This window comes from Streptomyces sp. enrichment culture (assembly GCF_964273145.1).
Classification (GTDB): domain Bacteria; phylum Actinomycetota; class Actinomycetes; order Streptomycetales; family Streptomycetaceae; genus Streptomyces.
The window spans coordinates 1,600,063-1,624,419 of sequence record NZ_OZ186873.1; the positions used below are offsets into that span (position 1 = coordinate 1,600,063).

A 24,357-nucleotide genomic window follows, 5' to 3' on the forward strand; every position below is an offset into this window, starting at 1 on the left:
GCAGGTGGAGACGACGAACCCGAGGCGGTCCCCGGGCCTCCTCCTGGCGGCCTGGGCCGCGACGAGGCTGGTCCTGCTGCTGTTCGTGTTCAAGGTGTACGTCTTCCCGGGCCCGGACGTCACCGGCGACGTCTCCGTCATCTACCGGGGCTGGTACGGCGTCCTGCGCACCGGAACGTTCCCGCTGGACGACGTCACCTGGCAGTACCCCCCGGCCGCCGCCCTCGCGGTCCTCTCCCCGGCCCTCCTGCCGTTCCTCGACTACGCGACCGCCTTCTTCGTCCTCGCCTGCCTGGCCGACCTGGCCGTCCTCGCCCTGCTGGCGCGCGCGGGCCGGCGCTCCGGCGGGACGCCGCGCGGCGCCTGGGCGTGGGTGGCGGGCGTCCCGCTGCTGGGGCCGACGGTGTACGCGCGCTACGACGTGATGGTCACCGCGGTGGCGGTGGCCGCGCTGCTCGCCGCCGCCCGGCACCCCCGGCTGGCCGGGGCCCTGGTGGCCCTGGGGGCGCTGCTGAAGGTGTGGCCGGCGCTGCTGCTGCTCGGCGACCGCAGGCGCGGTTCCTGGGCCTTCGCCGCGGCGACCGGCGCGGCGCTCGCGGCCCTGTTCGCGCTCGCGATGCCCGGGGCGTTCGCGTTCCTGGGCTTCCAGCGGGACCGGGGCACGGAGGTGGAGTCGCTGGGCGGGCTGGTCCTCCACGTGGCCCGGCACGCCGGCTGGGAGGGCGAGGTGCGGCTCAACTACGGCTCGGTGGAGTTCCTCGGCCCGTACGTCGACGTGGTGAGCGCGGCCGCCCTGGCGCTGACGGCGGTGGCCTTCGGCTGGCTGCTGCTGTGGCGGCTGCGGGCGCGGCGGTTCACGGCGCACACGCTCGCCGACGCGGCGTTCACGGCGGTGCTGATGTTCACGGTCACCAGCAGGGTCCTGAGCCCGCAGTACTTGGTGTGGCTGATCGGGCTGGCGGCGGTGTGCCTCTCCTTCGGCGCGAGCCGGATGCGGCTGCCGGCCGGCCTGGTGCTGGCGGCGAGCGCCGTGACGGTGCTGGAGTTCCCCGTCTGGTTCGCGCACGTCGTCGCCGGCGACCTGCTCGGCACCGCTTTGCTGTTCGCCCGCAACGGCCTGCTGGTGGCCGCCGCGCTCACCGCGGCCCGCGTGCTGTGGTGCCAGACCGTGCCGCGCCGGACGCCCACGCGCCTGCCCGCTCAGACCGCCCGCGCCCGGCAGGCCCCGGTCTCCTCCTGACCCCGGCTCCGCCGCGCCGGCGGCTCGCGCGGCGGCAGTCCGTCCGCCGCGGCCACCGGCCGGCCGAGGGCCCCCTGCGAGGTGGCGGGCCGAAGGAGCGCGTCGAGGCGCTCAGCGGCCACGTCCGCCCAGGTGCGAGCGCACGTACTCCCGCCACCGCGCCGTGAATTCCTCCGGCGAGGTCCCCAGCACCCGCGCCATCGCCTCCTCCACCGCGCCCTCGCGCCGCTCGTGCGCGCCCACGGCGCGGTAGAACGCGCCCAGTTCCGCCTCGCCCCAGCGTTCGGCGATCATCCGGCACGCCGTCCACCCGGCCTCGTAGGCGCGCGCCAGCTCGGCGGAGTCCCCCGTGAAGCCGAAGTCCCCGTCCCGCGGCAGCGCCTCCGGCACCCGCCCCGCGGCGAGGGCCCGGGACAGCTCCGGCGCGATCTGCGCGGGGGTGCGCCCGCTGCCGCGGTAGGCGGCCCAGTCGGCGTACCCCTCGGACAGCCACAGCGGGGTCGCGGCGGTGGTGTGGGAGCGGGTGGCGACGTGGGTGGTCTCGTGGGTGAGGACCACCTGTCTGCCGAGGGGGCCGAGCAGGCCGTACGCGTCGGGGTTGACGACGATCCGGTCCGCGGGCGCGCTCGTGCCGCCGCCCGTCCCGCCGGTGGTGACGGCCGCGATCCCGCGGTAGGAGGAGGCGGGCGAACCGAGCAGGCCCGCCATGTCCCGGAGCGAGCGCGGTACGACCACGACGACCCGCCGGGGCCACGGCTCGCCCCAGGCGTCGTCCACGGCCGGCACCGCCCGGTCCGCCAGCCCGGCGAAGCCGCGCAGCGCCTCGTCGGACTGCCCGACCCCCAGGACGATGCCGTGCGCGCCGCGGACCACCCGCACCGGCCCCTGGTCCCACGGCAGCCGGGCGGACCGGGCGGCGGGCCGGTCGGAGCCGACGTACCACCGTCCGTCCTCCCCGCGGCTCAGCCGCAGGGTGCGGCCGGCGGTGGCGGGGGCAGGGTCGTGGCCCGCGAGGCGGTAGCGCAGCCGGACGTCGGCGGTGGCGGTGTCGCCGGCCCGCTCCAGGCGGGTCACCTCGTACGACCAGGCGGCCAGTGGTACCTCGCGCAGACGGGCGAAGTCGGCCGGGGTGCCCGTACGCGCGAAGGCGGCCTCGTCACCGGCGAGGACGGCCGCCGCCCGGCGGTCCAGCAGCTGCCGCACCTCGGCCGTGGCGGTGCCGGCGGCGGGCCGGCCGCCGCACCCCGCCGGAAAGACCAGCAGCAGGCACAGCGCCAGCGCTCCGGATGCCGACGCCCGCCTTCGACCAGCCACCTCCCGATCGTACGGGCGCGGCGCGAAGCGGCGCCGGACGGGCGTCAGACCCTGGTGACCGAGGAGATCGGCATCATGCCGACCGGGTCGTAGCGCACCGGCGCGCCGGGGTGGGGCGCGTGGATGACCTGGCCGTTGCCGACGTACATGCCGATGTGGCCGGCGTCGTTCCGGTAGGCGACCAGATCGCCGGGCCGCATCTGGGAGAGGGGCACCCGCCGTCCCGCGCCGGCCTGGGCCTGCGAGGTGCGCGGCAGGGCGACACCGGCCTGCGCGTACGACCACTGCATCAGCCCCGAGCAGTCGAAGCCGGAGGGCCCGCTGGCACCCCAGACGTAGGGCCGGCCGAGCGCCGAGCGGGCCGCGGCGACGGCGGCCGCCGCGCGGCCCGAGGCCGGGACGGCGCCGGCGGCGGCCCCGGGCAGGTCCGTGCGGGAGGCGCGGGCGGCGCGGTCGTAGGCGGCGCGGTCGTCGTCGGGGAGGGAGTTGAGCAGACGCCGGGCCTCGGCCAGCTTCCGCTCGACGGTCCGCTTGTGGGTGGCGGCGGCCCTGCGGCTCTCGTCCAGCGCGGTGAGCTTGCGGGCGGCCTCCGCCCGGTCCCGGGCGAGCCGGCGCAGGGCCGCCCGGAGCTCCTTGAGCTCCCCGGCCTGGCGGGTGCCGATCCGGTCGAGCACGGACGCCTTGTCCAGGTAGTCCTCCGGCTCCGCGGAGAGCAGCAGGGCGAGGGACGGGTCGAGGCCGCCGGAGCGGTACTGGAGACCGGCCAGCGAACCGAGCGCCTCCCGCAGGGTGTTGACCCGATCCTGGTGCCGGGCGATCCGGTCCTGCCGGAGGCGGACCTGCTCGCGCAGGGCGTCGGCGCGTTCGTCGGCCTCGTTGTAGGCCTCGGTCGCCTTCTCGGCCTCCTCGTAGAGGCGGTCCACCTCGGCGCGGGTCTCGTCGTGCGGCGCGGCTCCGGCCGGTGCGGCGCCCAGCGCGACGGCGACGGCGGACAGCAGCCCGGCTGCGACACGGGCGCCCCGGTCGGACCCGGACGGGACAAGGCGGCGATGGGACCCCACGGGAAGCCGCGCTCCTTCCGCTTGCGGACAGGGAAACGCGGCAGACAGTAGCCCCGTGCCGGGGTGCCGATCCAACGCCCCGGCAGGGCGCGCAACGCGGACGCCCCGCCTCTGACGCAGGTCAGCGGCGGGGCGGGGAGCCGGACACGGTTTCCGTGATTCGCCCGTTCGGGCGGCATACCGTGCGGGTTTCGGGGGTACCCGAGGGATCGGTCAGACCCGCACGCCCCACATGAACGGACCACCGATGGTGCTCATCGACTCGTACCGCACGACCGTACCGGTGCGGGGGGCGTGCAGGACCTGGCCGTTGCCGGCGTACAGACCCACGTGGTGCAGGTCGTTGAAGAAGAAGACCAGGTCGCCGACCTTCAGGTCGTTGACGGAGTAGATGCGGGTGCCGATGCCGGACTGGGCCTCGGAGGTGCGCGGGATGGAGACGCCGGCCTGGGCGTAGGCCCAGGAGGTCAGGCCCGAGCAGTCGTAGGAGGAGGGGCCGGTGGCGCCGTAGACGTACGGCGAGCCGATCTTGCTCTGGGCGGCGGCGAAGGCGGCGGCGGCGCGGCCGGAGGCGGTGGCCGTGGGGCCGCCGGTCAGGACCTGGCGCTCGCTGCTGCGGGTGGCGCGCTGCTCCTCGGCCGCCAGGGCCGCCTTCTCCTGCGCGGTGAGGCTGTTGAGCAGCTTCTGCGCGGCGGCGAGCTTGCCCTGCACCTCCTTCTTCTTCCTGCCCAGCTCGGTGCGGGTGGCGTCGAGGTCCTTGAGCTTCTCGGACGCCTCGGCGCGCTGCTGGGCGAGGTCGCGCTGCTTGACCTGGATCTTCCTGAGCGCCTCGACCTGCTGGCCGCTGAGCTGGTCCAGCGTGGAGGCCTTGTCCAGGTAATCGTCCGGGTCGGCGGAGAGGAACAGCTGCAGCGACGGGTCGATGCTGCCGGTGCGGTACTGGGAGGCGGCCGCCATCCCCAGGCCCTCGCGGAGCTCGTTGAGCTCCTCCTGGCCGCGGGCGACGTTGTCCTGGATGGTGGAGATCTCCTCCTGGAGCTTCTCCTGCTTCTCCTTGGCCCCGTTGTACTTCTCGGTGGCCTTCTCCGCCTCTTCGTAGAGCTTGTCGACCTTGGTCTTGACCTCGTCCTTGCTCGGCTTCTCGCTGGGCGCCGCGTTGGCGGCCTGGGAGCTGAGGGCGACGGCAGCGGCGGCTGCGGTGGTCAGCACGGTCACGCGGGCGCGACTGGGCTGCTTGGGTCGACGGTGGGACGCCACGGAGGTGAAACCCTTCTTTTGAGTGATCACCCGCTCGGAGGTTCGTCGCCTGACCCTAGTGACCTTCTTGTGATCAGTTCAAATCCTCAGCTGAAAAATCTCGTCACACCCAGCATTCTATGCACTCAAGTAGCAGTCCGTGACGCCTAGTGCTGTGACCGCATAGGTTCGCCGGGTTCGCGGTTGGATGGGCGGTGACGTCCGTTCCGACCGCTGGAGGTGTGATGGCCGAGCCTGTGCGGGTGCGCAGACTGACCGACCAGGAGGGGCAGAAGCTGCAGCAGATCGTGCGTCGGGGCAGTGCCAGCTCGGTGCGCTACAGACGGGCGATGATGCTGCTCGCCTCGGCCGGCGGGAACCGCGTCCCAGTGATCGCCCAGCTGGTCCAGGCCGACGAGGACACGGTGCGGGAGGTGATCCACCGGTTCAACGAGATCGGCCTGGCCTGCCTGGACCCTCGATGGGCGGGAGGCCGTCCCCGCCTGCTCACCCCTGACGACGAGGACTTCGTCGTCCAGACGGCCACCACCCGCCCCACCAAGCTCGGCCAACCCTTCACACGCTGGTCGATCCGCAAACTCGCCGCCTACCTGTGTCGCGTGCACGGACGTCGGATCCGGATCGGCCGTGAAGCCTTACGGTGCCTGCTCCGGCGCCGCGGGATCACCTTCCAGCGCACCAAGACCTGGAAAGAGTCCCCCGACCCCGAACGCGAGGCCAAGCTGGACCGCATTGAGGAGGTGCTCGAACGCTTCCCGGACCGGGTTTTCGCCTTCGACGAGTTCGGCCCCCTCGGGATCCGGCCTACCGCGGGCTCGTGCTGGGCGAAGCAGGGCAGGCCCGACCGCCTGCCGGCGACTTACCGCCGCACTCACGGCGTCACCTACTTCCACGGCTGCTACTCGGTCGGCGACGACCGCCTGTGGGGCGTCAACCGTCGCCGCAAGGGCACCGCCAACACCCTGGCCGCGCTGAAGTCGATTCGCGCTGCCGAACCCGACGGCGCCCCGATCTACATCATCCTGGACAACCTCTCCGCCCACACCGGAGCGGACATCCGCCGTTGGGCGAAGAAGAACAAGATCGAGCTGTGCTTCACCCCGACCTACGCCTCCTGGGCCAATCCCATCGAAGCGCACTTCGGACCGCTGAGGCAGTTCACCCTGGCCAACTCCGACCACCGCAGCCACCCTGCACAGACCCGGGTCCTGCACCGCTACCTGCGCTGGCGCAACGCCAACGCCCGCCACCCCGACCTACTCGCCGCCCAGCGCAAGGAACGCGCCCGCATCCGCAGCGAGAAAGGCATTCGCTGGGGTGGACGCCCCCTGACGGCCGCAGCCTGATCCAGACCGGCGAAGACTGGACACGCCTGCGAAGGCTCGAATCGTTGCTGCAGGAACCGGTTTGCCGCCGGCCCTGCTACGCAGCGCAGCCGAAAATCTCTTGCGGAGTCGTCCGAGCACCCGATATCCAGCATCGAGACGACAAGGAGCACAGGATGACGACCCGTCTGGGTTCACTGAACGAGTTCTGCTGGATGGATCTCAAAACCCGTGACTTAGCCGGCACCGCCACCTTCTTCTCGAAGACGCTGGGCTGGCACTTCGCAGTGGACGAGAAGGACTGGCGAAAGGCCACCAAGATAGCTATCGACGGCCACCTGATCGGCAGCGTGAGCGATCTGGCGAACCCAGTCTACCCACCGGGAACACCCGCCCACATCGCCTACTACTTGGCAGTCGACAACGTCGATCGCCGCGCCGAAGTGGCGACGGTGAACGGCGCTCGCCTTGTCGTACCTCCCTTCGACGCCGGCGATCAGGGACGCATGGCGACATTGGTCGATCCGGTAGGTGCCGCCTTCTCTCTGTGGCAGCCACGCGACTTCACCGGATGGCAGTTCCCGTCCCACTTGGCGGGTGCCCCGCACCGTATGGTCCTGAAGTGCGACCAGCCTGAGAAAGCCCGGCATTTCTACGACAAGACGACGGGAACCTCTCTGAACTGCGCCGATTTCATCGCTACATGTGGACCTAGTGCATCCGTTCCGCAGTGGGAACTTGCGGTCGACGTCGAGGATCTGGACAGCGTCGTCGTACGCGCACAGGAACACGGCCAAGACTCGGCCACCTGGTCCGAGAAAACCGGTCGTCGTGTTGTGCGGTTGAGCAGCCCGGAGGGGCTGACACTCCTGGTTCGCCGCCTTGAGCAGTGACTCGGCCGTCGATCAGACGGCGCTCGCATTCTGGCCCAACCCGGCAGACCTATGCGGTCACAGCACTAGTTGACGCTACGCCCTCCACCATTGGCGTCAATCCGGACAAGCAGACCGTACGTTGACCTTCAGGACAGCCGCTTCAGGAGCACCGCGGACGCGACCGGCCGGGCCCCCGCGCGCGCCACGCCGTCGGCCACCTCCCGGTCGGTGGAGGCGACGACGACCGGCCGGCCCGGCGGCTCGGCGCGCACCAGCTGGCGGATCAACTCGTCGGCGGTGACGCCCGGCTTGGAGAACAGCACCCGCACCCCGCGCGGCGGCGCCAGCAGCACCGGCGCCGCGAGTTCGGCCCCGTCGAAGACGCACGTCACCTCGGCACCGGTCTGGGCGGCGAGCTGCGAGAGCTGCCCGAGCAGCCGCAGGCGCTGCTTCTCCAGCGGCATCTGCGGATAGCCGGTCTTGGTGACGTTGTAGCCGTCGACGACCAGATGCACCTGAGGCAGCGCCAGGAGCTGGTCGAGGATGGCGGGGTCGTGTTCCGACAGGGCGCGGGCCGCGATGTCCTTCGGCGTCATCCGGCCGGGTTCGACCGCGTCGACCGTGTCGGCGGGCCGCACCGACACCGGCGGCAGCGCCAGCTCGCGCCGCAGCCCCTGGGCGGCGTCCAGCAGGGTGTCCAGCAGCAGCCGCACGCGCATGTCCTCGACGCTGCGCCCCTCGCGCGCCGCCCGGCGCGCGGCCTCCAGGGCGGCCTCCGTCTCCCCGAGCCGCGCCTTGAGCCGCCGGGTCTCGCTCTCGGCGGCGGAGACCTGCGTCTGGCTCTCGGCACGCACGGCGTCGATCTCCGCCCGCGCCTTGCGCAGCGCCGCCTCGCCGCGCTTGACGTCGCTGAGGGCCGAGCGCAGTTTGCGGTGGAGGGACTCGGCCTCCTTCTTCGCGGCGTCCAGTTCGGCGCGCAGCCGCTCGGTCTCGCTCCTGGTGTGCTCGCGGGCCCGGGCCAGCTCGGCGCGCAGCCGCTCCAGCTCGGCCCGGTTCTCCTCGTCGGCCCGCTCGGCGTGCGCCCGCTGGGCCTCCTCGCCGGCGGCGGTCACCAGCTTCACCCAGCCCGCGGGGCGCAGTACGTAGGCCGCGGCCGCCACGTCGAGCGGATCCGCGGCCGGGGGCGGGGAACCGGAGTCGAGGGCACCGGCCAGCTCCGGCTGGGCCTCCCGGAACATCTCGCCGATCCGCTGCCGGAACAGCGGGTCGGTCTCCAGTGCCGCGGCCATGGCGTTGCCCGCGAACTTGGCGCGCCGGTTCGGCGCGAACCGGGCGTACTGCCGCAGTTGTGCGGGCAGTTCGGCGAGCGTCAGCCCGCCGAAGCCGTCGGACACGATCTGCACGACCCTGCGCCGCACGCCGTCGGGCAGCGGACGGTCGAGCACCTCAGCGGCGCCGTCGCCCGGCCCCCCGCCGTGTGTCTCCGCCATCCGTCACCCCAATGCCTCCGCGCGGCCCGGTACGGTGCGGGCCGCCCTGCCCGGGCCGCTCCCCTCAGGAGCCGGCGCCCGGCCTGTCCACGAGTTCCACCTGGTCCACGGCGTTGCACCAGCGGCACCGCACCGACTCGATGGTCTCACTGACCACCTCGCGCTCCTCGACCGTGGGCTCTCCGGCCAGATCGAGGTGGACGTACTCGACGACCTTCGACGAGCGGGTCACGTCGAAACGGGTGAGGTTGCCGCAGAGCGCGCAGCGCCACCGCGTCGAGCCGGTCGGCAGGGGAACCGTCATCGTGACTGTTCGCTTTCTTCCAGTGTCCGCGACGCGCCGGCCTTCCCGGTGCGTGTGGCTCGTAACCCTACGGCCTGCCGGGTCCGCGGCGCCCGCCCGCCCACGACGGCGAGGCGGTCCGTACGGTTGCGTCCGGTTACGTCATGCTCTGTGTTCATGATCCGCAAGTGGAGCGCGGCCGCCGGCCGCGGGAGCGGGGCGGGCCGGGCGGCCGGGGCCGCCGGAAGGGGCCGCCCCGCCCGGCGCGCGCAGGCGCCGGTGACGTACGTGCTGATGGCCGTGTGCTGTCTGGTCTTCCTGGTCGGCCCGGCCTCGGGCCTCGATCCGGCGTACGGCTCCGGCGAGGCGCTGCTCGCCGCGCAGCGCGCCTGGTTCCGGCGCTGGGGGGTGGTGCCGGCGGAGCTGTTCGCGGGCTCCCCGCGAGCCGTCCTCACGCCCGCCACGGCCCTGTTCGTCCACGGCGGCTGGGTCCACCTGCTCGGCAACATGCTGTTCCTCCACGTCTTCGGTCCGATGACCGAGGAGCGGATGGGCCGGATCCGGTTCCTCCTCTTCTACGCCGCCTGCGGCTACCTGGCACTGCTGGGCTACGCGGTGGCCAACGCCCACTCGCAGCAGCCCCTGGTCGGCGCCTCCGGAGCGATCTCGGCGGTCCTCGGCGCGTTCCTGTTCCTGTTCCCGCGGGCCCGGGTGACCAGCCTGCTGCCGTTCCTGTTCTTCCTGCCGCTGCGCTTCCCGGCGTGGCTGGTGCTGCCGTTCTGGGCGTCCCTGCAGTGGCTGGCCGCCGGGCGGGCGGGCAGCGGGCCGGGGGTGGCGTACCTGGCCCACCTGGTGGGGTTCGGGCTGGGATTCGGCTGGGCGTGGGTGCTGTTCGGACCGGGGACTAGAGTGAGGAACGCCCCAGCGACGGCCCCCGAGGGAGAGAACCAGCCGTGATCACCGCGATCGTCCTCATCAAGACCAGCGTGGACCGCATTCCCGAGATCGCGGAGCGGATCGCCGCGCTGGAGAACGTCAGCGAGGTCTTCTCCGTCACCGGCACCTACGACCTGATCGCCATGGTGCGGGTCAGGGAGCACGAGGAGCTGGCCGAGGTCATCCCGGGCCGGATCAGCAAGATCCCCGGCGTGGAGGGGACCGACACCCACGTGGCGTTCCGGACGTACTCGCAGCACGACCTGGAGGCGGCGTTCGCCATCGGGCTCGACAGCTGACGGCGGATGCCGGCCGGGGCGGTCGCCGGCCGGAAGATGAAGGGTTCTTCATCCGGGACTCATCCGGGACGCCGGGCACCGGGGGCAGGATCGGGGCATGGTCTTCTCCCGCCGGATGGCGGCGCTGGCCGCCGTCGTGCTGATCCCCCTGGGCATCGCGGCGACGAGCTTCGCCCTCGCCGACAACCCCGAGTCCCCGAAGGTCCCGTCCAGGGTGGAGCTGGACAGCGGCTCCCCCACGGCCACGGCCACGGGTACGCCCGCCGCCACCGCCACGGGTCCCGGGCCGACGCCGGGCGACGAGGTCGTCTCGCGGCCTCCGGTGACCGACAGCCCCGCGGGGGACGACGATGACGACGACCGCAGCGGGCCCGCAGCCACCCCGGGTGCCGAAGACGACGACGCCGACGCCGACGCCGACGACGGTTCCGGCGCCGACGGCTGACGGGCCGCGCCGGCGCCTGTCGGCGCGGGTCCGCATCCTGCTGTGGCTGCTGCTGGTCATGGCCGTCGCGCTCACCTCGGTCGCCACGACCACCCGGTCGATCCTGCTGCGGGACGCCGACGCCCGGGCCGCCGCCGAACTGTCGCAGGAGGCGCACGAGTTCATCAACTTCCAGGAGCGCAGCGCCGATCCGGCGACCGGCCGCCCGTTCAGCGATCCGCGACGGCTGCTGCGGACGTACCTGGCGGGGCAGTACGCCGATCCCGAGGAGGAGCTGATCGGCCTCGCCGGACGCCGGGGCTCGACGCCCGCGAAGCTGGTCCAGGACCGCGAGGTCCCCGTGCGGCTGCCCCTGTACCGGGACACCGCCGGCCTGCGGAAGATCTTCGACTCCCCCGGCTCCACCGGCACCCTGCGCCGCGCCTCGGGCGAGGTCCGCTGGGCCAAGGTCGCCGTCGCCCGCCCCGGCGGCGAGCCGGACGCGGCGTTCGTCGTCGCCGTCCACCCGGTGCACGAACACGCCCGCGTGGAGCAGGTCTTCCGCATCCTGCTCGTCATCTCCGGCCTCGCCCTGCTGATGACCACCGGCATCGGCTGGATGGTCGCCGGCCGCATCCTCGAACCCGTACGGCTGGTGCGGGCCACCGCCGCGGAGCTGACCGAGCGGGACCTCACCCGCCGTATCCCGGTGCACGGCCACGACGACATCGCCGCCCTCGCCGAGACGTTCAACGCGATGCTGGACCGGCTGGAGCAGGCCTTCGCCGCCCAGCGCCAGTTCGTCGACGACGCCGGGCACGAACTGCGCACCCCCATCACCATCGTGCGCGGCCACCTGGAGCTGATGGGCGACGACCCGGCCGAGCGGGAGGAGACCGTCCGCCTGGTCACCGACGAACTGGACCGGATGAGCCGGATCGTGGAGGACCTGCTGCTGCTCGCCAAGGCCGAACGCCCCGACTTCGTCGCCCCCGAGCCGGTCCAGCTCGCCGAACTGACCGCCGACGTCTACGTCAAGGCCCGCACCCTGGGCGACCGCGACTGGAGGCTGGCCGAGGTCGCCGACCGGGAGGTGCGACTGGACCCGCAGCGGATCACGCAGGCGATGGTGCAGCTCGCGCAGAACGCCGTGCAGCACACCGCGCCGGGCCAGACCATCCGCATCGGCTCCCGCGCCGGGGAGCCGGGGATCGAGCTGTACGTCGCCGACTCCGGCCCCGGCGTCCGGCCGGAGGACGCCGAGGTGGTCTTCGAGCGGTTCCGGCGCGGCGCCTCCCGGCGCGGGGCGCGCGGCTCGGGCGCCGGACTGGGGCTCGCCATCGTCAAGGCGATCGCGGAGGGCCACGGCGGCCGGGTCCGCCTGCACGACACCGAGGGCGGCGGCGCCACCTTCGTCCTCACCCTGGAGGAGACACGCCCATGACCCGCATCCTCATCGTCGAGGACGAGGAGCGCATCGCCTCCTTCGTCGAGAAGGGCCTGCGCGCGGGCGGTTTCACCACCACCGTCGTCGGAGACGGCGACGCCGCCTACGAATACGCCCTGACCGGCGGCTTCGACCTGATCGTCCTGGACATCGGCCTGCCCGGCCGGGACGGCTTCACGGTCCTGCGCGAACTGCGCGAGGCACGCGTGACGACCCCGGTGATCGTGCTGACCGCGCGGGACTCCGTCCGGGACACGGTGGCCGGTCTGGAGGGCGGCGCCGACGACTGGATGACCAAGCCGTTCCGCTTCGAGGAACTCCTGGCCCGGGTGCGCCTGCGGCTGCGCACGGCGGCCCGGGCGCCGGAGGTGACGGTGCTCAGGTCCGGCGAGCTCTCCTTGGACCTGCGCACCCGCCGGGCGCGGGCCGGGGAGCGGACCGTGGACCTGACGGCCCGTGAGTTCGTGCTGCTGGAGCTGTTCCTGAGACACCCGGGGCAGGTGCTGTCCCGCGAACAGATCCTGTCCCATGTGTGGGGGTACGACTTCGACCCCGGCTCCAACATCGTGGACGTGTACGTGCGGGCGCTGCGCAAGAAGCTCGGGGCGCGGCAGGTGGAGACGGTCCGGGGGATGGGGTACCGGCTGCCCGTCACGTGAAGCTCCCTTCATGTGCGGCTCATCGGCGGCTCACCGCCCGCGTGGACCCTCGGTGCTGTGACGCCGAATCTCCGCTCGACCGCGGCCGCGTGCGTGGCGCTGTCGCTGTGCGCGCTGCTGGCGGTCCCCGCCGGCTCCCCCGCCCTCGGCGGGGACGCCCGCATCACCCTGGCCGTGTTCGCGCTGGCGACCTGCGCCTGGATCGGCACGTCGATCGACGACACCTACATCGCGCTGGGTGCCGGACTCGCGCTGACCGTGACCGGCGTGATCAGCAGCGACACCCTCTTCGGCACCCTCGGCGACTCCACCGTGTGGCTGCTGATCTGCGCGTTCGTGCTGGCCGCCGCGGTGACCCGGACCGGGCTCGCCGGGCGGGCGGCGGTGTTCCTGGTGAGCGGGGCGCGCACGGTGCGGCAGCTGGCGCACCTGACGACGGCCGCGCTGGTCGTCACGGCGTTCGCGGTGCCCGCCACCTCCGGCCGGGCGGCGCTGGCGCTGCCGGTGTTCCTCGCGCTGGCCGAGGTCCTCGCCGGCCGCAAGCGGCTGGTCGTGATGCTGGCGCTGCTGTTCCCGACGGTGATCCTGCTGTCGGCGGTGGCGACCCTGATCGGCGCGGGCGCGCACCTGATCACCGTGTCGGTGCTGTGGGAGGCGGTCGGGGAGCGGATCGGCTTCACCGAGTGGCTGCTGCTGGGCCTGCCGCTGGCCGTCGTCTCCTCCCACCTGGCGGCGGAGGCGGTGCTGCTGACGGTGACCCGCCGCGCCGACCGCGCGGCCCCCGTCCGCGTCACCGCGCGGGAGATCCAGCGGCACAGCGACAGCCCCGTCACCGGTCCCTGGGCGCAGGAGGAGAAGCGCTGCGCACTGCTGCTGGCCACGGTCGTGGTGCTGTGGTGCAGCGAGCCGCTGCACCGGGTGCCGCCCGCCGTCGTCGCGCTGATCGGCGCGGTCGTCGCCGCCTCCCCGGCCCTGGGCACCGTGAGGCTGAAGGACGCTCTGAAGACGGTCCCCTGGTCCCTGCTGCTGTTCATGGCGGCGACGATGGCCATGGGCGTGGCGCTCGCCGACTCGGGCGCGGCGAAGTGGCTGGTGGCGGGGGTGCCCTCGGACGTGGCCCCGCCCGTCTTCCTCATGGCCGTCGTCGCGGTCGGCACGGCGGCCCATCTGGTCCTCCAGTCCCGTTCGGCCCGTTCCTCGGTACTGGTGCCGCTGGTGATCGCCGCGGCCGCGGGCGCCGGGGTCAACCCGGTGGCCGCCGCGCTGGCGTCCACGGCCGCCGCCGGGTTCTGCCACACCCTCCCGGCTTCCGCCAAGCCCGTCACGCTCTTCTCCGACCTCCCCGGCACCCCTACCTACACCCCGCGCGACCTGCTGCGCCTGTCCGCCGTGCTGGCGCCGCTGACCGCCGTGCTCGTCTGGCTGTTCGCCGTCGCCGTCTGGCCGCTGCTCGGCGTGCCCGTGACCCGCTGAGGCCCGCCCGGGCCCGCACCGAAGGAGCCGTCCATGCCGTCCTCGCTGAACCGTGTCGTCATCGCCCCCAGCGGCTTCAAGGAGTCCCTGTCCGCCCAGGCCGCCGCCGACTCCATCGCCGCGGGCGTGCGCCGTGTGCTGCCGGACGCCGAGATCGACCTGATCCCGCTGGTGGACGGCGGTGAGGGCACCGCCGTCGCGCTGTCCGCCGCGACCGGCGGGCGACTGGTCGCGCTGCCCGCCACCGGCCCGCTCGGCGAGCGGATCGGCACCCACTTCGCCCTCCTCGGCGGCGGGGACACGGCCGTGGTGGAGATGGCGGCGGTCGCCGGCCTGTCCCTGGTGCCGCGCTCCCTGCGCGACCCGGGCGCCACGACCACGTACGGCGTCGGCGAGCTGATCCGCGCCGCGCTCGGCACCGGGGTGCGGCGCGTGCTGGTCGGCTGCGGCGACTCGGGCACCTGTGACGGCGGCGCGGGCGCCCTCCAGGCGCTGGGTGCCCGCCTACTGGACGCGGACGGATTCGAACTACCGCGAGGGGGAAGGGAGTTGACGCGTCTTGCCCGTATCGACCCGTCCGGGCTCGACCCCCGCCTGGGCGACGTGGAACTGCTCGTCGCCTGCAACCCGTACAACGTGCTGTGCGGCGAGCGGGGCGTGGCCCGCGTCTTCGGCCCCCAGAAGGGCGCCACCCCCGCCCAGGCGGAGCAGCTGTCGGACGCGCTGGAGAACTGGGCCTACGTCCTCACCCGCGACTTGGGGGCCACCGGCACCGGCCTGCGCCTGGGGCCCGGCACCGGCGCCTCCGGCGGCCTGGGCGCGGGCCTGGCCGCCCTCGGCGCCCGCCTGCTGCCCCGTTTCGACGTACTGCTGGACCACCTGGACCTGGACGCCCGCCTGGCCCGCGCCGACCTGGTCGTCACCGCCGAGGGCGCCCTCGACCGCCAGACGCCGCGCGGCAAGGTCCCCGCCGAGGTGGCCCGCCGCGCCAAACGCCACGGCCGCCCGGTGCTGGCGCTGGCGGGCACGCTCGGCGAGGGCGCGCACGAGGTGCCGGGCGTGGACGCCTGCCACGGCATCCTGCCCGCCCCGATGGCCCTGGCGGAGGCGCTGCTGCGGGCCGCCGAGCTCCTCACCGACGCCACCGAGCGCGCCCTGCGGATGATCCTGCTGGGCGCCCGGCTGCCGGCTCACGCGGCCGCGGCGGAGGTGTCCGGCACGCACCGCCCGTCCTCGGTGCGGTAGTTCCACCGGGCGCCGTCGCGCACGAGTTCCCGCACGGCGGTCAGGAAGCGCTCCACGTGCTCGTCGGGCGTGCCCGCGCCGAAGCTGACCCGGACGGCGTCGAGGGACTTCTCGCCGGGCGCCGCCTCGGGGGCGCCGCACTCGCCCTGCGCCCGCGGGTCGCCGCCGAGCAGGGTGCGCACCAGCGGGTGGGCGCAGAACAGGCCGTCGCGCACGCCGATGCCGTACTCGGCCGACAGGGCGGCGGCGAAGTGGGAGCTGTTCCAGCCGTCGACGACGAAGGAGAGCACGCCGACGCGCGGGGCGTCGTCCCCGAACAGGGAGAGCACCTTGACCTCGGGCACCCGGGCCAGCCCGTCCCGCACCTTGCCGATCAGGTGCTGCTCGCGGGCCACCAGGTCCTCGAACCCGGCCTCGGTGAGGGCCTTGCAGGCGGAGGCGATGGCGTGGGCGCCGATGACGTTGGGCGATCCGGCCTCGTGGCGGGCGGCGCCGTCGTGCCACTCGACGTCCACTCCCCCGTCGGCGCGGCGGGCGACCCGGCGGCTGGCGCCGCCGCCCGCGAGGTAGGGCTCGGCCTCGCCCAGCCAGTCGGCGCGGCCGGCCAGCACACCGGAGCCGAAGGGGGCGTACAGCTTGTGCCCGGAGAAGGCGACCCAGTCGACGTCGAGGTCGCGGACGCTCACCGGGTGGTGCGGGGCGAGCTGGGCGGCGTCCAGCACGATCCGGGCGCCGTGCGCGTGCGCGACGGCGGCCAGCTCCCGCACCGGCCACAGCTCGCCGGTGACGTTGGAGGCGCCGGTGACGCAGACCAGGGCCGGGCCGTGAGGGTCGCGGCCGGCCAGGGCGCGCTCCAGGATCTCGACGGCCTGGCGGGGGGTGCGCGGGGCGTCGAGGCAGGTGACGTCCGCGTTCCGCCAGGGCAGCAGGGAGGCGTGGTGCTCGGTCTCGAAGACGAGGACCCGGCAGCCGGCCGGGAGCGCGGCGGCGAGCAGGTTGAGGGAGTCGGTGGTGGACCGGGTGAACACCACCTGGTCGGTGTCCCGGCAGTCCAGGAACTCGGCGACGGCCTCGCGGGCGTTCTCGAACAGGTCGGTCGACAGCCGCGAGAGGTACCCGGCGCCGCGGTGCACGCTGCCGTAGTAGGGGGCGTACGCCGCCACGTCGTCCCAGACCCGCTGGAGCACCGGGGCGCTGGCGGCGTAGTCGAGCGCGGCGTAGGTGACCTCGCCACCGGTGACGAGCGGGACGGTGACGTCCCGGCCCAGGACGGGCAGCGGGTCGCAGAGGGACGGGGCGGCGGCAGCGGTGGAGACGGACATGGGGGAACTCCCGTACAGGCAGGCGGAACTCACCGCGCGAGCGCACACGGCTCGAGCGCGGGAGGACGCGGAAGGAAGCGAAGGGGGGTGTGCGGAGGCGGGGCTCTGCGGCCCTAACGCATTCGCTTGCTCACGGAAGGCTCCCTCGAACGACCAGGACCCCTGGCCCCACGCCCACTCGGAAGCGTGTGAGGGGTCCGCGCTTGCCGCAGACCCTGCTGTCTGCGGCCTGGTCTTCACCCGGGGCACCCCGCCACGGACGGAGGGTTGCCGGACAGCCGGCCGGGGCCGCATGACTGTCGCTCATGACCTGGAGAGGAACGTACGGGAAGGGACCGACGTCCCGCAACCCCGGTCCGGATCGCGGGACGTACGGCGCACCCGCCGCGGTCACGCGTTGCTGGCGGCCACCCAGCGCTCCAGGACCCGCCGGGCCGCGCCGGAGTCGATCGACTCGGCCGCCTTCTCCATCCCGGCCCGCAGCTGCTCCGTCAGGGATGCCTCGCCGGGCGCCAGCGCCACCAGGGCGGCGGCCGCGTTGAGCAGCACCGCGTCCCGCACCGGCCCGCTCTCCCCGTTGAGCAGGCGCCGGGCCACGTCGGCGTTGTAGGAGGCGTCGGCGCCGCGCAGCGCCTCCACCGGGACCGGCTCGATGCCGACGTCCCGGGGGTCGAAGACCTCCTCGGTGACCTTGCCGTCCCGGACGATCCACACGCGGGAGGTGGCGGTCGTGGTCAGCTCGTCGAGGCCGTCGTCGCCGCGGAAGACCAGCGAGGAGTGGCCGCGTTCGGCGAAGACGCCGGCGATGATCGGCGCCATCCGGGCGTCGGCCACACCGATCGCCTGCGCCCTGACCTTGGCCGGGTTGGTCAGCGGACCGAGGAAGTTGAACACCGTCCGGATGCCCAGCTGGCCCCGCGCCGCCGCCACGTGGCGCAGCGCGGGGTGGAACTTCACGGCGAAGCAGAAGGTGATCCCGGCCTCCTCCGCGACCTCCGCCACCCGACGCGGCGTCAGCTCCAGATTGACGCCGAGCTTCTCCAGGACGTCCGAGGCGCCCGACGCCGACGACGCGGCCCGGTTGCCGTGCTTGACGACCTTCGCGCCCGTCCCGGCGACCACGATCGCCGACATGGTGGAGATGTTGACGGTCTTGGCGCCGTCGCCGCCGGTGCCGACGATGTCGACCGTCCGTCCCGGCACCTCGATCACCTTGGCGTGGTCGTACATCGTGCGGACCAGACCGGAGATCTCCTCCACGGTCTCGCCCTTGGACCGCAGCGCCACCGCGAACCCGGCGATCTGCGCGTCGGTCGCCTCGCCGCGCATGATGACGTCCATCGCCCAGGCGGTGTCGTCGGCGGACAGGTCCCGGCCGTCCAGCAGGCCGTTCAGCAGGGCGGGCCAGGAACGGCCCGCCGCGGTGTCGCCTCCAGCGGGGGTCACAGCGCTCATCAGCCGCTCCTGGGTCGTGTCGCAGGGTGTAGAGGACTCCGTCCCCACCCTATCCAGCCGCGGGGACGGCGAAGGGCCCCGTCCGGGGAACGGACGGGGCCCTTCGTGTGGCGTGGCGACGCTCGGGGATCAGTGGTGGCCGTGGCCGCTCGTGATCTCCTTGTACTCCTCGACGGTCGGCTTCGGGATCTGGGACTCCTCGCCGTAGTAGGCCTTGCTGAGCTTGGCGCGCAGCTTCTCGGATCCCTTCACCTTGCGCTCGACACCGTTCTCGTCGACCGTCGGGCCGATCTCGACCGGCTTGTACTGCTCGTGCGCGGTGAGCGTGTACAGGTGCTCCTGGCTGAGCGGCTCGTGCACCTCGATGAACTCACCGTGCGGCAGGCGCTTGATGATGCCCGACTCGCGGCCGTGCAGCACCTTCTCCTTGTCGCGGCGCTGGAGACCGAGGCAGATCCGCTTGGTGATGATGAACGCGATGACCGGGCCGACGAAGAAGCCGATGCGGACGAACCAGGTGACCGCGTTGATCGAGAGGCGGAAGTGGGTGGCGATGATGTCGTTGCCACCGCCGATCAGCATGATCATGTACGCGGTGATCCAGGCCACGCCCAGGGCGGTGCGCGTCGGAGCGTTGCGCGGCCGGTCCAGGATGTGATGCTCGCGCTTGTCGCCGGTGATCCACGACTCGATGAAGGGGTAGACGGCGATCGCCGCGAGGAACAGCCCGAACAGCACCAGCGGGACGAAGACGCCCAGGGCCAGCGTGTGACCCCAGAAGTCGATCTCCCAGCCGGGCATGGCGCGGACCAGACCCTCGGCGAAGCCCATGTACCAGTCGGGCTGGGCGCCGGTGGAGACCTGGTCCGGGCGGTACGGGCCGAGCACCCAGATCGGGTTGATGGACGCGATGCCGCCGAGGATCGCGACGACACCGAAGACCAGGAAGAAGAAGCCCCCGGCCTTGGCCATGTAGACCGGCAGCAGCGGCATGCCGACGACGTTCGTGTTGGTCCGTCCGGGACCCGCGAACTGCGTGTGCTTGTGGTAGAAGACCAGGATCAGGTGGGCGACCACCAGACCGAGCATGATGCCCGGCAGCAGCAGGATGTGGATCGAGTAGAACCGGGCGACGAAGTCGTCGCCGGGGAACTCCCCGCCGAACAGGAACATCGAGATGTACGTGCCGACGATCGGCACGGACAGGATCGCGCCCTGCGTGAAGCGGACACCGGTGCCGGAGAGCAGGTCGTCCGGGAGCGAGTAGCCGGTGAAACCGGTGAACATGCCGAGGACGAACAGCAGGAAGCCGAACAGCCAGTTGATCTCACGCGGCTTGCGGAACGCGCCGGTGAAGAACACGCGCATCATGTGCACGAACATGCCGGCGAGGAAGATGACGGCCGCCCAGTGGTGGATCTGCCGGATGAGCAGACCACCGCGCACGTCGAAGCTGATGTCCAGCGTCGACTTGTACGCCTCGCTCATCAGCTGGCCCTGCAGCGGGACGTAGCTGCCGTGGTACTCCACCTCGTTCATCGACGGGTGGAAGAACAGCGTCAGGTACACACCCGTGAGGATGATGATGAGGAAGCTGTAGAGGCAGACCTCGCCCAGCATGAAGGACCAGTGGTCCGGGAAGATCTTCCGCATGTTGGCCTTGGCCAGGGAGTAGATCCCGAGCCGGCCGTCGGCCCAGTCGGCGACGCGCTCGCCGGCCGGTGCCTTCCCGCGAGAGCGGGGCTGTGTGCTGGTGTTGGTGCTCATCCGCGCTCCCAGAAGGCAGGACCGACGGGCTCCGCGAAGTCGCCGAGCGCTTCGAGGTAGCCCTCGTCGTTCACACCGATGCGCAGCTGCGGCAGCGGGTGACCGGCGGGGCCGAAGATCACCCGGGCGCCGTCGGAGAGGTCGAAGGTGGACTGGTGGCAGGGGCACAGCACGTGGTGCGTCTGCTGCTCGTACAGGGAGATCGGGCAACCGACGTGGGTGCAGATCTTCGAGTACGCGACGATGCCCTCGTGCGACCACTCGAGTTCGCGCTTGTCCTTGATGTCCTCCGGCTGGAGCCGGACGATCATCAGAGCGGCCTTGGCGATCTCGTTCTGGAAGCCGTGGTCGTGCTCCTCCAGGCCCTCGGGCTTGGCGAAGGTGAGCGAGCCGACGGCGACGTCGGACGGGCGCAGCGGCTCGTTCGTGTTCATGTTGACCAGCAGCTTGCCCTTGGACCACAGGGTGTGGCGCAGCTTCTCCTCGGGCAGCGGACCGAGGTCGCGCAGCAGGACGACACCGGACAGCGGCACCAGGGTGAGCGCGCCGAACATGGTGTTGCGGATCAGCTTGCGACGGCCGAGCGCGGACTCCTTGGCGCCCTGCCTGAAGTCGGCGTGGACCTTCGCGCGGACCTCGGGCGAGGCCTCGACCGGGTGCCGGTTGTCGGCGAACTCCACGTCGGACATCAGGGTGCGGGCCCAGTGGACCGCGCCCACGCCGATGCAGAGCAGCGCCAGGCCCAGGGTCAGACCCAGGGCGAAGTTCATCGCGTTGATGTGGCCGATCGGGAAGACGTAGATCGACTTGTCGTGCGGGATCGCCACGAACGAGGCGATGAAGCCGATGGTGGCCAGCATCGACACCGTGAACAGCAGGGCGACGGTGCGCTCGGACCGCTTGGCGGCCCGCTCGTCGACGTCCTGGATGCGGTGCTCGTGCGGGGGCAGGCCCGGGTCGGCGAACGGGTGCTTCTCGTCCGCGACCTCGCCGTGCGTGCGGTCCTGCGCTGCGGGCAGGTTCTTTTCGGGAATGTCTTGGCTACTCATGACTTCTTGGCCTTTGCGGTCCGGGCGGCGACCCACACGGCGATGGCGATGAGGGTGCCGAGGCCGAAGATCCAGCCGAAGAGTCCCTCGGCGACCGGCCCGATGCCACCCAGCTCCAGACCGCCATGGCTCACGGTCTCGTCTCCGTTGACCGCGTTCAGGTACGCGATGATGTCCTTCTTGTTCTGCTCCGACAGGGTGCTGTCGGGGAAGGAGGGCATGTTCTGCGGGCCGGTCAGCATGGCCTCGTAGATGTGCTTCGGGTCGGCGTCCTCGAGCGACGGCGCGTACTTGCCGTGCGTCAGCGCGCCGCCCTTGCCGGTGAAGTTGTGGCACTGCGCGCAGTTGGTGCGGAACAGCTCGCCGCCCTCGGCGCTGTCGGCGCCCTCGGGGCCGTACTGCTCCTTGGTCGGGATGGACGGGCCGGGGCCCAGCGAGGAGATGTACGCGGCCAGCTGGTCGATCTGGGCCTGCGAGTAGATCCTCCGCTTTTCCGGGGCCTGCGCGCCCGGCTGCTGGGCCGGCATGCGGCCGGTGCCCACCTGGAAGTCGACGGCCGCGGCGCCCACGCCCACCAGGCTCGGACCGTCGGTGGTGCCCTGACCATCGGTGCCGTGGCAGCTGGCGCAGCCGACCGAGTAGAGCTTCTTGCCCTCGTCGATAGCGAGGGACTGGGCGGTTTCGTCGGCCTGCGCCTTGTCCGCGGGTGCGAACGCGGCGTACAGCCCCCCGGTGCATGCCAGCGCGAGGAGTAGGACGACGAGCGCCGCCAGCGGGTGGCGTCGTCGTGCGGAGAGCTTTTTCACGGATTACCCCGGTGTCAGGATCTTCTGCGTCGATGCTTCTGGGATTGCGCGGGAGCGGGCCGCGACTACTTGATCATGTAGATCGTGGCGAAGAGGCCGATCCAGACGACATCGACGAAGTGCCAGTAGTAGGACACGACGATGGCGGCGGTCGCCTGCTCATGGGTGAACCTCCGGGCCGCGTAGGTACGGCCGAGGACCAGCAGGAAGGCGATGAGACCGCCCGTCACGTGCAGGCCGTGGAAGCCGGTGGTCAGGTAGAAGATCGAGCCGTACGGGTCGGAGGAGAGCGAGAGCCCGTCCTTCTTGACCAGTTCGGTGTACTCGAAGACCTGACCGCCGATGAAGATCGCACCCATGATGAAGGTGACGATGAACCACATCCTGAGCTTCTTCACGTCACCGCGCTCGGCGGCGAACACGCCGAGCTGGCAGGTGAGGGAGGAGAGCACCAGGATCGTGGTGTTCGTCAGGGAGAACGGGAAGTTCAGCGCGTGGGCCTTCTCGGACCAGAAGTCCGGGCCGGTCACCGAACGCAGGGTGAAGTACATCGCGAAGAGGGCCGCGAAGAACATCAGCTCGGAACTCAGCCAGATGATGGTTCCGACGCTGGTGAGGTTCGGCCGATTGACCGACGGGTGCGCGTGCCCGGTTTCTACTGTCGTTGCTGTCGCCACGACCGACATTATGTCGGTCGCTTATCCCGCCCTCACTCCGGGGGGTGCCGTTCGGAGTGTCCGTCCTCCGTGTACTGCCCGTATGGCTCATCCAAGCGGTGTCCGGACCGGTACTGAGGGGGGTCGGGAGGGAGTAGCATCCGCGCAACGGGCCTGTCCGTACGACATACGCCGCTCTGCGTAAGTATCGGAGGAACCATGCAGCCTACCGCCACGGTCCTGGTCTACAGCGACGACTCCACCACCCGGGAACAGGTACGGCTCGCCACCGGCCGCCGGCCGGCCCCGGACGCGCCCGTCGTGGAGTTCGTGGAGTGCGCGACCCCGGCCGCCGTCGTCAGGGAGCTGGACAAGGGCGGCATCGACGTCTGCGTGCTGGACGGCGAGGCCGTGCCGATGGGCGGCATGGGCGTGTGCCGGCAGATCAAGGACGAGGTCTTCCGGTGCCCGCCGGTGCTGCTGCTGATCGGCCGCCCGCAGGACGCCTGGCTGGCCACCTGGAGCCGCGCGGACGCCGCCGTGACGCTCCCGGTGGACCCGGTGGAGTTCGCCTCCGCGCTGGCGTCCCTGCTGCGGCAGAAGCGGTTGCAGGGCGTCTGAGCCCGGCGGGGCGGTTCACACCGCCGCCGGGCGCAGCCGCGCCACGTCCTGGGGGCGGGGGCCGGCGGGTTCGCCGCCCGTCAGGGCGCTGCCCGCGCGCCACTTGTCCCAGTCGAGGTTCCAGTCGCCGAAGCCGTTGCCGAACGGCGTCATGGTGTCGCCCTGGGAGTTGACCACCTCGACCAGGTCGCCCTCGCGGACGGTGCGGAAGAACCACTCGGCGTTGCCGGTGCTCATCCCGACGCAGCCGTGGCTGACGTTGGCGCTGCCCTGGGAGCCGACCGACCAGGGCGCGGCGTGCACGTACTCGCCGCTCCAGGTGACCCGGGTGGCGAAGTGGACGGGCAGGTCGTACGAGTCCGGCGAGCCCTCGGCGATGCCGACGGTACTGCTGCGCATGCGTACGAAGCGTTCCTTTCCGAGCACGACCTTGACGCCGTTGCGGGTCTCGAAGCCGGGCTTGCCGGTGGTGACGGGTATCCGCCTGATCTCCTCGCCGTTGCGGTAGACCGTCATGGTGTGCGCGGCGGCGTCGGTGACGGCGATGACCCGGTCGCCCGTGGTGAACCTCAGCGGCTCGGCCCTGCCGCCCCACATCCGGTCGCCGATCTTGATGCCCTCCAGGGTGCTGTGCGCCTCGACGGTGGCGCCGGCGGGCCAGTACTCCCTGGGCCGGTAGTGCAGTTCCCTGTCGTCCACCCAGTGCCAGGCGCCCTCCGTCGCGGGCGTGGAGCGCACCTTCAGGGCGTTCTCGACGACGGCGCGCTGCGCCGGTTCCCTCACCGGCTCGCTCAGTTCGGCCGTCAGGGGCCGGCCGACGCCGTACGTGCCCGCCTCGGGTCCGAAGACGACGTCCAGGCGCTTCTTGGCGGTGGGCCTGCCGGTCTCGAAGGCGAGGACCGCGCGGCCGGGCGCCCCGTCGCCGTTCTCGGTGCTGACACGCACCGTGTAGCGGGCGCCGGCGGCCAGCGGCGAGGTGCTGTGCCAGCGGGTGCCGTCGGCGGAGAGCTCGCCCGCCACGTACCGCCCCGCGGCGTCGTGGGCCGTGACGTCCGTGATGCGCCCGTCGGAGTCCTCGGCGACGACCTCCAGGGGCTTGTCCGGGTCGACCTTCCCCCCGGCGCCGGTGGGGCCGTCGAAGGAGATCCGGTCGGCCGCGTCGTACGGCGCGGCGGCCAGCGGGTCGCCGTCGTCGTCGCAGCCGGCGGCGCCCGCGCCGAGGGCGATCACCAGCACCGTGCAGGCGGCAGTGACGCGCCGGCGTGCCGAGGGGGGAACTATGTGGCTCATGGCCCCACGCTAGGAAGTCCCGCCGGGGACGGCGCGCCGGGCAAGCCGGACGGATGAACGCCG

23 protein-coding genes and 1 riboswitch are annotated in these 24,357 nt (G+C 72.4%); of the genes, 11 read left to right on the forward strand and 12 right to left on the reverse strand.

What is annotated here, in order from left to right; genetic code table 11:
• Positions 1-4: 4 nt before the first annotated feature.
• Positions 5-1,240: a glycosyltransferase 87 family protein gene (locus tag ACSU6Z_RS07300; RefSeq protein ID WP_437043968.1), complete on the forward strand. Its 1,236-nt coding sequence runs from the start codon at positions 5-7 to the stop codon at positions 1,238-1,240.
• Between the two features lie 111 nt (positions 1,241-1,351).
• Here the strand turns inward: ACSU6Z_RS07300 and ACSU6Z_RS07305 are convergent, their stop codons facing one another.
• The 3 genes from ACSU6Z_RS07305 to ACSU6Z_RS07315 all read right to left on the reverse strand — a co-directional run bounded on the left by ACSU6Z_RS07305 (position 1,352) and on the right by ACSU6Z_RS07315 (position 4,872).
• Positions 1,352-2,554 carry a hypothetical protein gene (locus tag ACSU6Z_RS07305; protein ID WP_437043969.1) on the reverse strand — a complete coding sequence of 401 codons (1,203 nt, stop codon included), beginning with the start codon at positions 2,552-2,554 and terminating at the stop codon, positions 1,352-1,354.
• A 44-nt stretch (positions 2,555-2,598) separates the two neighbouring features.
• Positions 2,599-3,615 (reverse strand): NlpC/P60 family protein, encoded by a 1,017-nt coding sequence (locus ACSU6Z_RS07310; RefSeq protein WP_437043970.1) that lies wholly within the window; start codon positions 3,613-3,615, stop codon positions 2,599-2,601.
• 213 nt (positions 3,616-3,828) lie between these two features.
• On the reverse strand, positions 3,829-4,872 hold the full coding sequence (locus tag ACSU6Z_RS07315; protein WP_437043971.1) for an NlpC/P60 family protein: 1,044 nt from the start codon (positions 4,870-4,872) through the stop codon (positions 3,829-3,831).
• Positions 4,873-5,096: 224 nt separating this feature from the next.
• On the opposite strand from ACSU6Z_RS07315, the gene ACSU6Z_RS07320 reads away from it, so the two are divergent.
• Together ACSU6Z_RS07320 and ACSU6Z_RS07325 are read left to right on the forward strand one after the other, a co-directional pair.
• Complete coding sequence (locus ACSU6Z_RS07320; protein ID WP_437043972.1) at positions 5,097-6,218, forward strand: IS630 family transposase; 1,122 nt, start codon at positions 5,097-5,099, stop codon at positions 6,216-6,218.
• A 155-nt stretch (positions 6,219-6,373) separates the two neighbouring features.
• Positions 6,374-7,090 (forward strand): VOC family protein, encoded by a 717-nt coding sequence (locus ACSU6Z_RS07325; protein ID WP_437043973.1) that lies wholly within the window; start codon positions 6,374-6,376, stop codon positions 7,088-7,090.
• Positions 7,091-7,218: 128 nt separating this feature from the next.
• On the opposite strand, the gene ACSU6Z_RS07330 is transcribed toward ACSU6Z_RS07325, so the two are convergent.
• Both ACSU6Z_RS07330 and ACSU6Z_RS07335 read right to left on the reverse strand, forming a co-directional pair.
• Positions 7,219-8,562 (reverse strand): NYN domain-containing protein, encoded by a 1,344-nt coding sequence (locus ACSU6Z_RS07330; protein WP_437043974.1) that lies wholly within the window; start codon positions 8,560-8,562, stop codon positions 7,219-7,221.
• A 64-nt stretch (positions 8,563-8,626) separates the two neighbouring features.
• A complete protein-coding gene (locus ACSU6Z_RS07335; RefSeq protein WP_437043975.1) occupies positions 8,627-8,866 on the reverse strand; it encodes a hypothetical protein in 240 nt (79 codons plus the stop codon).
• Between the two features lie 156 nt (positions 8,867-9,022).
• Between ACSU6Z_RS07335 and ACSU6Z_RS07340 the strand changes: the two genes are divergently transcribed.
• From ACSU6Z_RS07340 to ACSU6Z_RS07370, 7 genes are all read left to right on the forward strand, one after another.
• On the forward strand, positions 9,023-9,802 hold the full coding sequence (locus ACSU6Z_RS07340) for a rhomboid family intramembrane serine protease (RefSeq protein WP_437043976.1): 780 nt from the start codon (positions 9,023-9,025) through the stop codon (positions 9,800-9,802).
• A complete protein-coding gene (locus tag ACSU6Z_RS07345; RefSeq protein WP_437020277.1) occupies positions 9,799-10,080 on the forward strand; it encodes an Lrp/AsnC family transcriptional regulator in 282 nt (93 codons plus the stop codon). The genes ACSU6Z_RS07340 and ACSU6Z_RS07345 overlap by 4 nt, the downstream gene beginning before the upstream one ends.
• Before the next feature lie 97 nt (positions 10,081-10,177).
• On the forward strand, positions 10,178-10,525 hold the full coding sequence (locus ACSU6Z_RS07350; protein WP_437043977.1) for a small secreted hydrophilic protein: 348 nt from the start codon (positions 10,178-10,180) through the stop codon (positions 10,523-10,525).
• Positions 10,431-11,948, forward strand: coding sequence for an ATP-binding protein (locus ACSU6Z_RS07355; protein WP_437043979.1), 1,518 nt, complete (start codon positions 10,431-10,433; stop codon positions 11,946-11,948). Before ACSU6Z_RS07350 ends, ACSU6Z_RS07355 begins: the two co-directional genes overlap by 95 nt.
• On the forward strand, positions 11,945-12,610 hold the full coding sequence (locus ACSU6Z_RS07360; RefSeq protein ID WP_437043981.1) for a response regulator transcription factor: 666 nt from the start codon (positions 11,945-11,947) through the stop codon (positions 12,608-12,610). Before ACSU6Z_RS07355 ends, ACSU6Z_RS07360 begins: the two co-directional genes overlap by 4 nt.
• Before the next feature lie 57 nt (positions 12,611-12,667).
• The gene (locus tag ACSU6Z_RS07365; RefSeq protein WP_437043983.1) at positions 12,668-14,083 is read left to right on the forward strand and encodes an SLC13 family permease; all 1,416 of its coding nucleotides are present in this window, start codon (positions 12,668-12,670) and stop codon (positions 14,081-14,083) included.
• Positions 14,084-14,116: 33 nt separating this feature from the next.
• Positions 14,117-15,328, forward strand: coding sequence for a glycerate kinase (locus tag ACSU6Z_RS07370; protein WP_437043985.1), 1,212 nt, complete (start codon positions 14,117-14,119; stop codon positions 15,326-15,328).
• Here the strand turns inward: ACSU6Z_RS07370 and ACSU6Z_RS07375 are convergent.
• The 6 genes from ACSU6Z_RS07375 to ctaE all read right to left on the reverse strand — a co-directional run bounded on the left by ACSU6Z_RS07375 (position 15,274) and on the right by ctaE (position 22,413).
• Positions 15,274-16,650, reverse strand: coding sequence for an aminotransferase class V-fold PLP-dependent enzyme (locus tag ACSU6Z_RS07375; protein ID WP_437043987.1), 1,377 nt, complete (start codon positions 16,648-16,650; stop codon positions 15,274-15,276). The genes ACSU6Z_RS07370 and ACSU6Z_RS07375 overlap by 55 nt on opposite strands.
• A gap of 194 nt (positions 16,651-16,844) precedes the next feature.
• Positions 16,845-16,961: riboswitch (SAM riboswitch) on the reverse strand.
• A gap of 79 nt (positions 16,962-17,040) precedes the next feature.
• A complete protein-coding gene (gene trpD / locus ACSU6Z_RS07380; RefSeq protein WP_437043989.1) occupies positions 17,041-18,105 on the reverse strand; it encodes an anthranilate phosphoribosyltransferase in 1,065 nt (354 codons plus the stop codon).
• Between the two features lie 129 nt (positions 18,106-18,234).
• Positions 18,235-19,872 carry a cytochrome bc1 complex cytochrome b subunit gene (qcrB, locus tag ACSU6Z_RS07385; RefSeq protein ID WP_437043991.1) on the reverse strand — a complete coding sequence of 546 codons (1,638 nt, stop codon included), beginning with the start codon at positions 19,870-19,872 and terminating at the stop codon, positions 18,235-18,237.
• Entirely contained in the window at positions 19,869-20,921 is a 1,053-nt protein-coding gene (qcrA, locus tag ACSU6Z_RS07390) for a cytochrome bc1 complex Rieske iron-sulfur subunit (RefSeq protein ID WP_437043993.1), read from the reverse strand. The genes qcrB and qcrA overlap by 4 nt, the downstream gene beginning before the upstream one ends.
• Positions 20,918-21,727 carry a cytochrome bc1 complex diheme cytochrome c subunit gene (qcrC, locus tag ACSU6Z_RS07395; RefSeq protein WP_437043995.1) on the reverse strand — a complete coding sequence of 270 codons (810 nt, stop codon included), beginning with the start codon at positions 21,725-21,727 and terminating at the stop codon, positions 20,918-20,920. The genes qcrA and qcrC overlap by 4 nt, the downstream gene beginning before the upstream one ends.
• A 65-nt stretch (positions 21,728-21,792) precedes the next feature.
• Entirely contained in the window at positions 21,793-22,413 is a 621-nt protein-coding gene (gene ctaE, locus ACSU6Z_RS07400) for an aa3-type cytochrome oxidase subunit III (RefSeq protein ID WP_358781861.1), read from the reverse strand.
• A gap of 189 nt (positions 22,414-22,602) precedes the next feature.
• On the opposite strand from ctaE, the gene ACSU6Z_RS07405 reads away from it, so the two are divergent.
• Positions 22,603-23,004 carry a hypothetical protein gene (locus ACSU6Z_RS07405; RefSeq protein WP_358781860.1) on the forward strand — a complete coding sequence of 134 codons (402 nt, stop codon included), beginning with the start codon at positions 22,603-22,605 and terminating at the stop codon, positions 23,002-23,004.
• Positions 23,005-23,019: 15 nt separating this feature from the next.
• Here the strand turns inward: ACSU6Z_RS07405 and ACSU6Z_RS07410 are convergent, their stop codons facing one another.
• Positions 23,020-24,294 carry an Ig-like domain-containing protein gene (locus tag ACSU6Z_RS07410; RefSeq protein ID WP_437043998.1) on the reverse strand — a complete coding sequence of 425 codons (1,275 nt, stop codon included), beginning with the start codon at positions 24,292-24,294 and terminating at the stop codon, positions 23,020-23,022.
• Between the last annotated feature and the right edge of the window lie 63 nt (positions 24,295-24,357).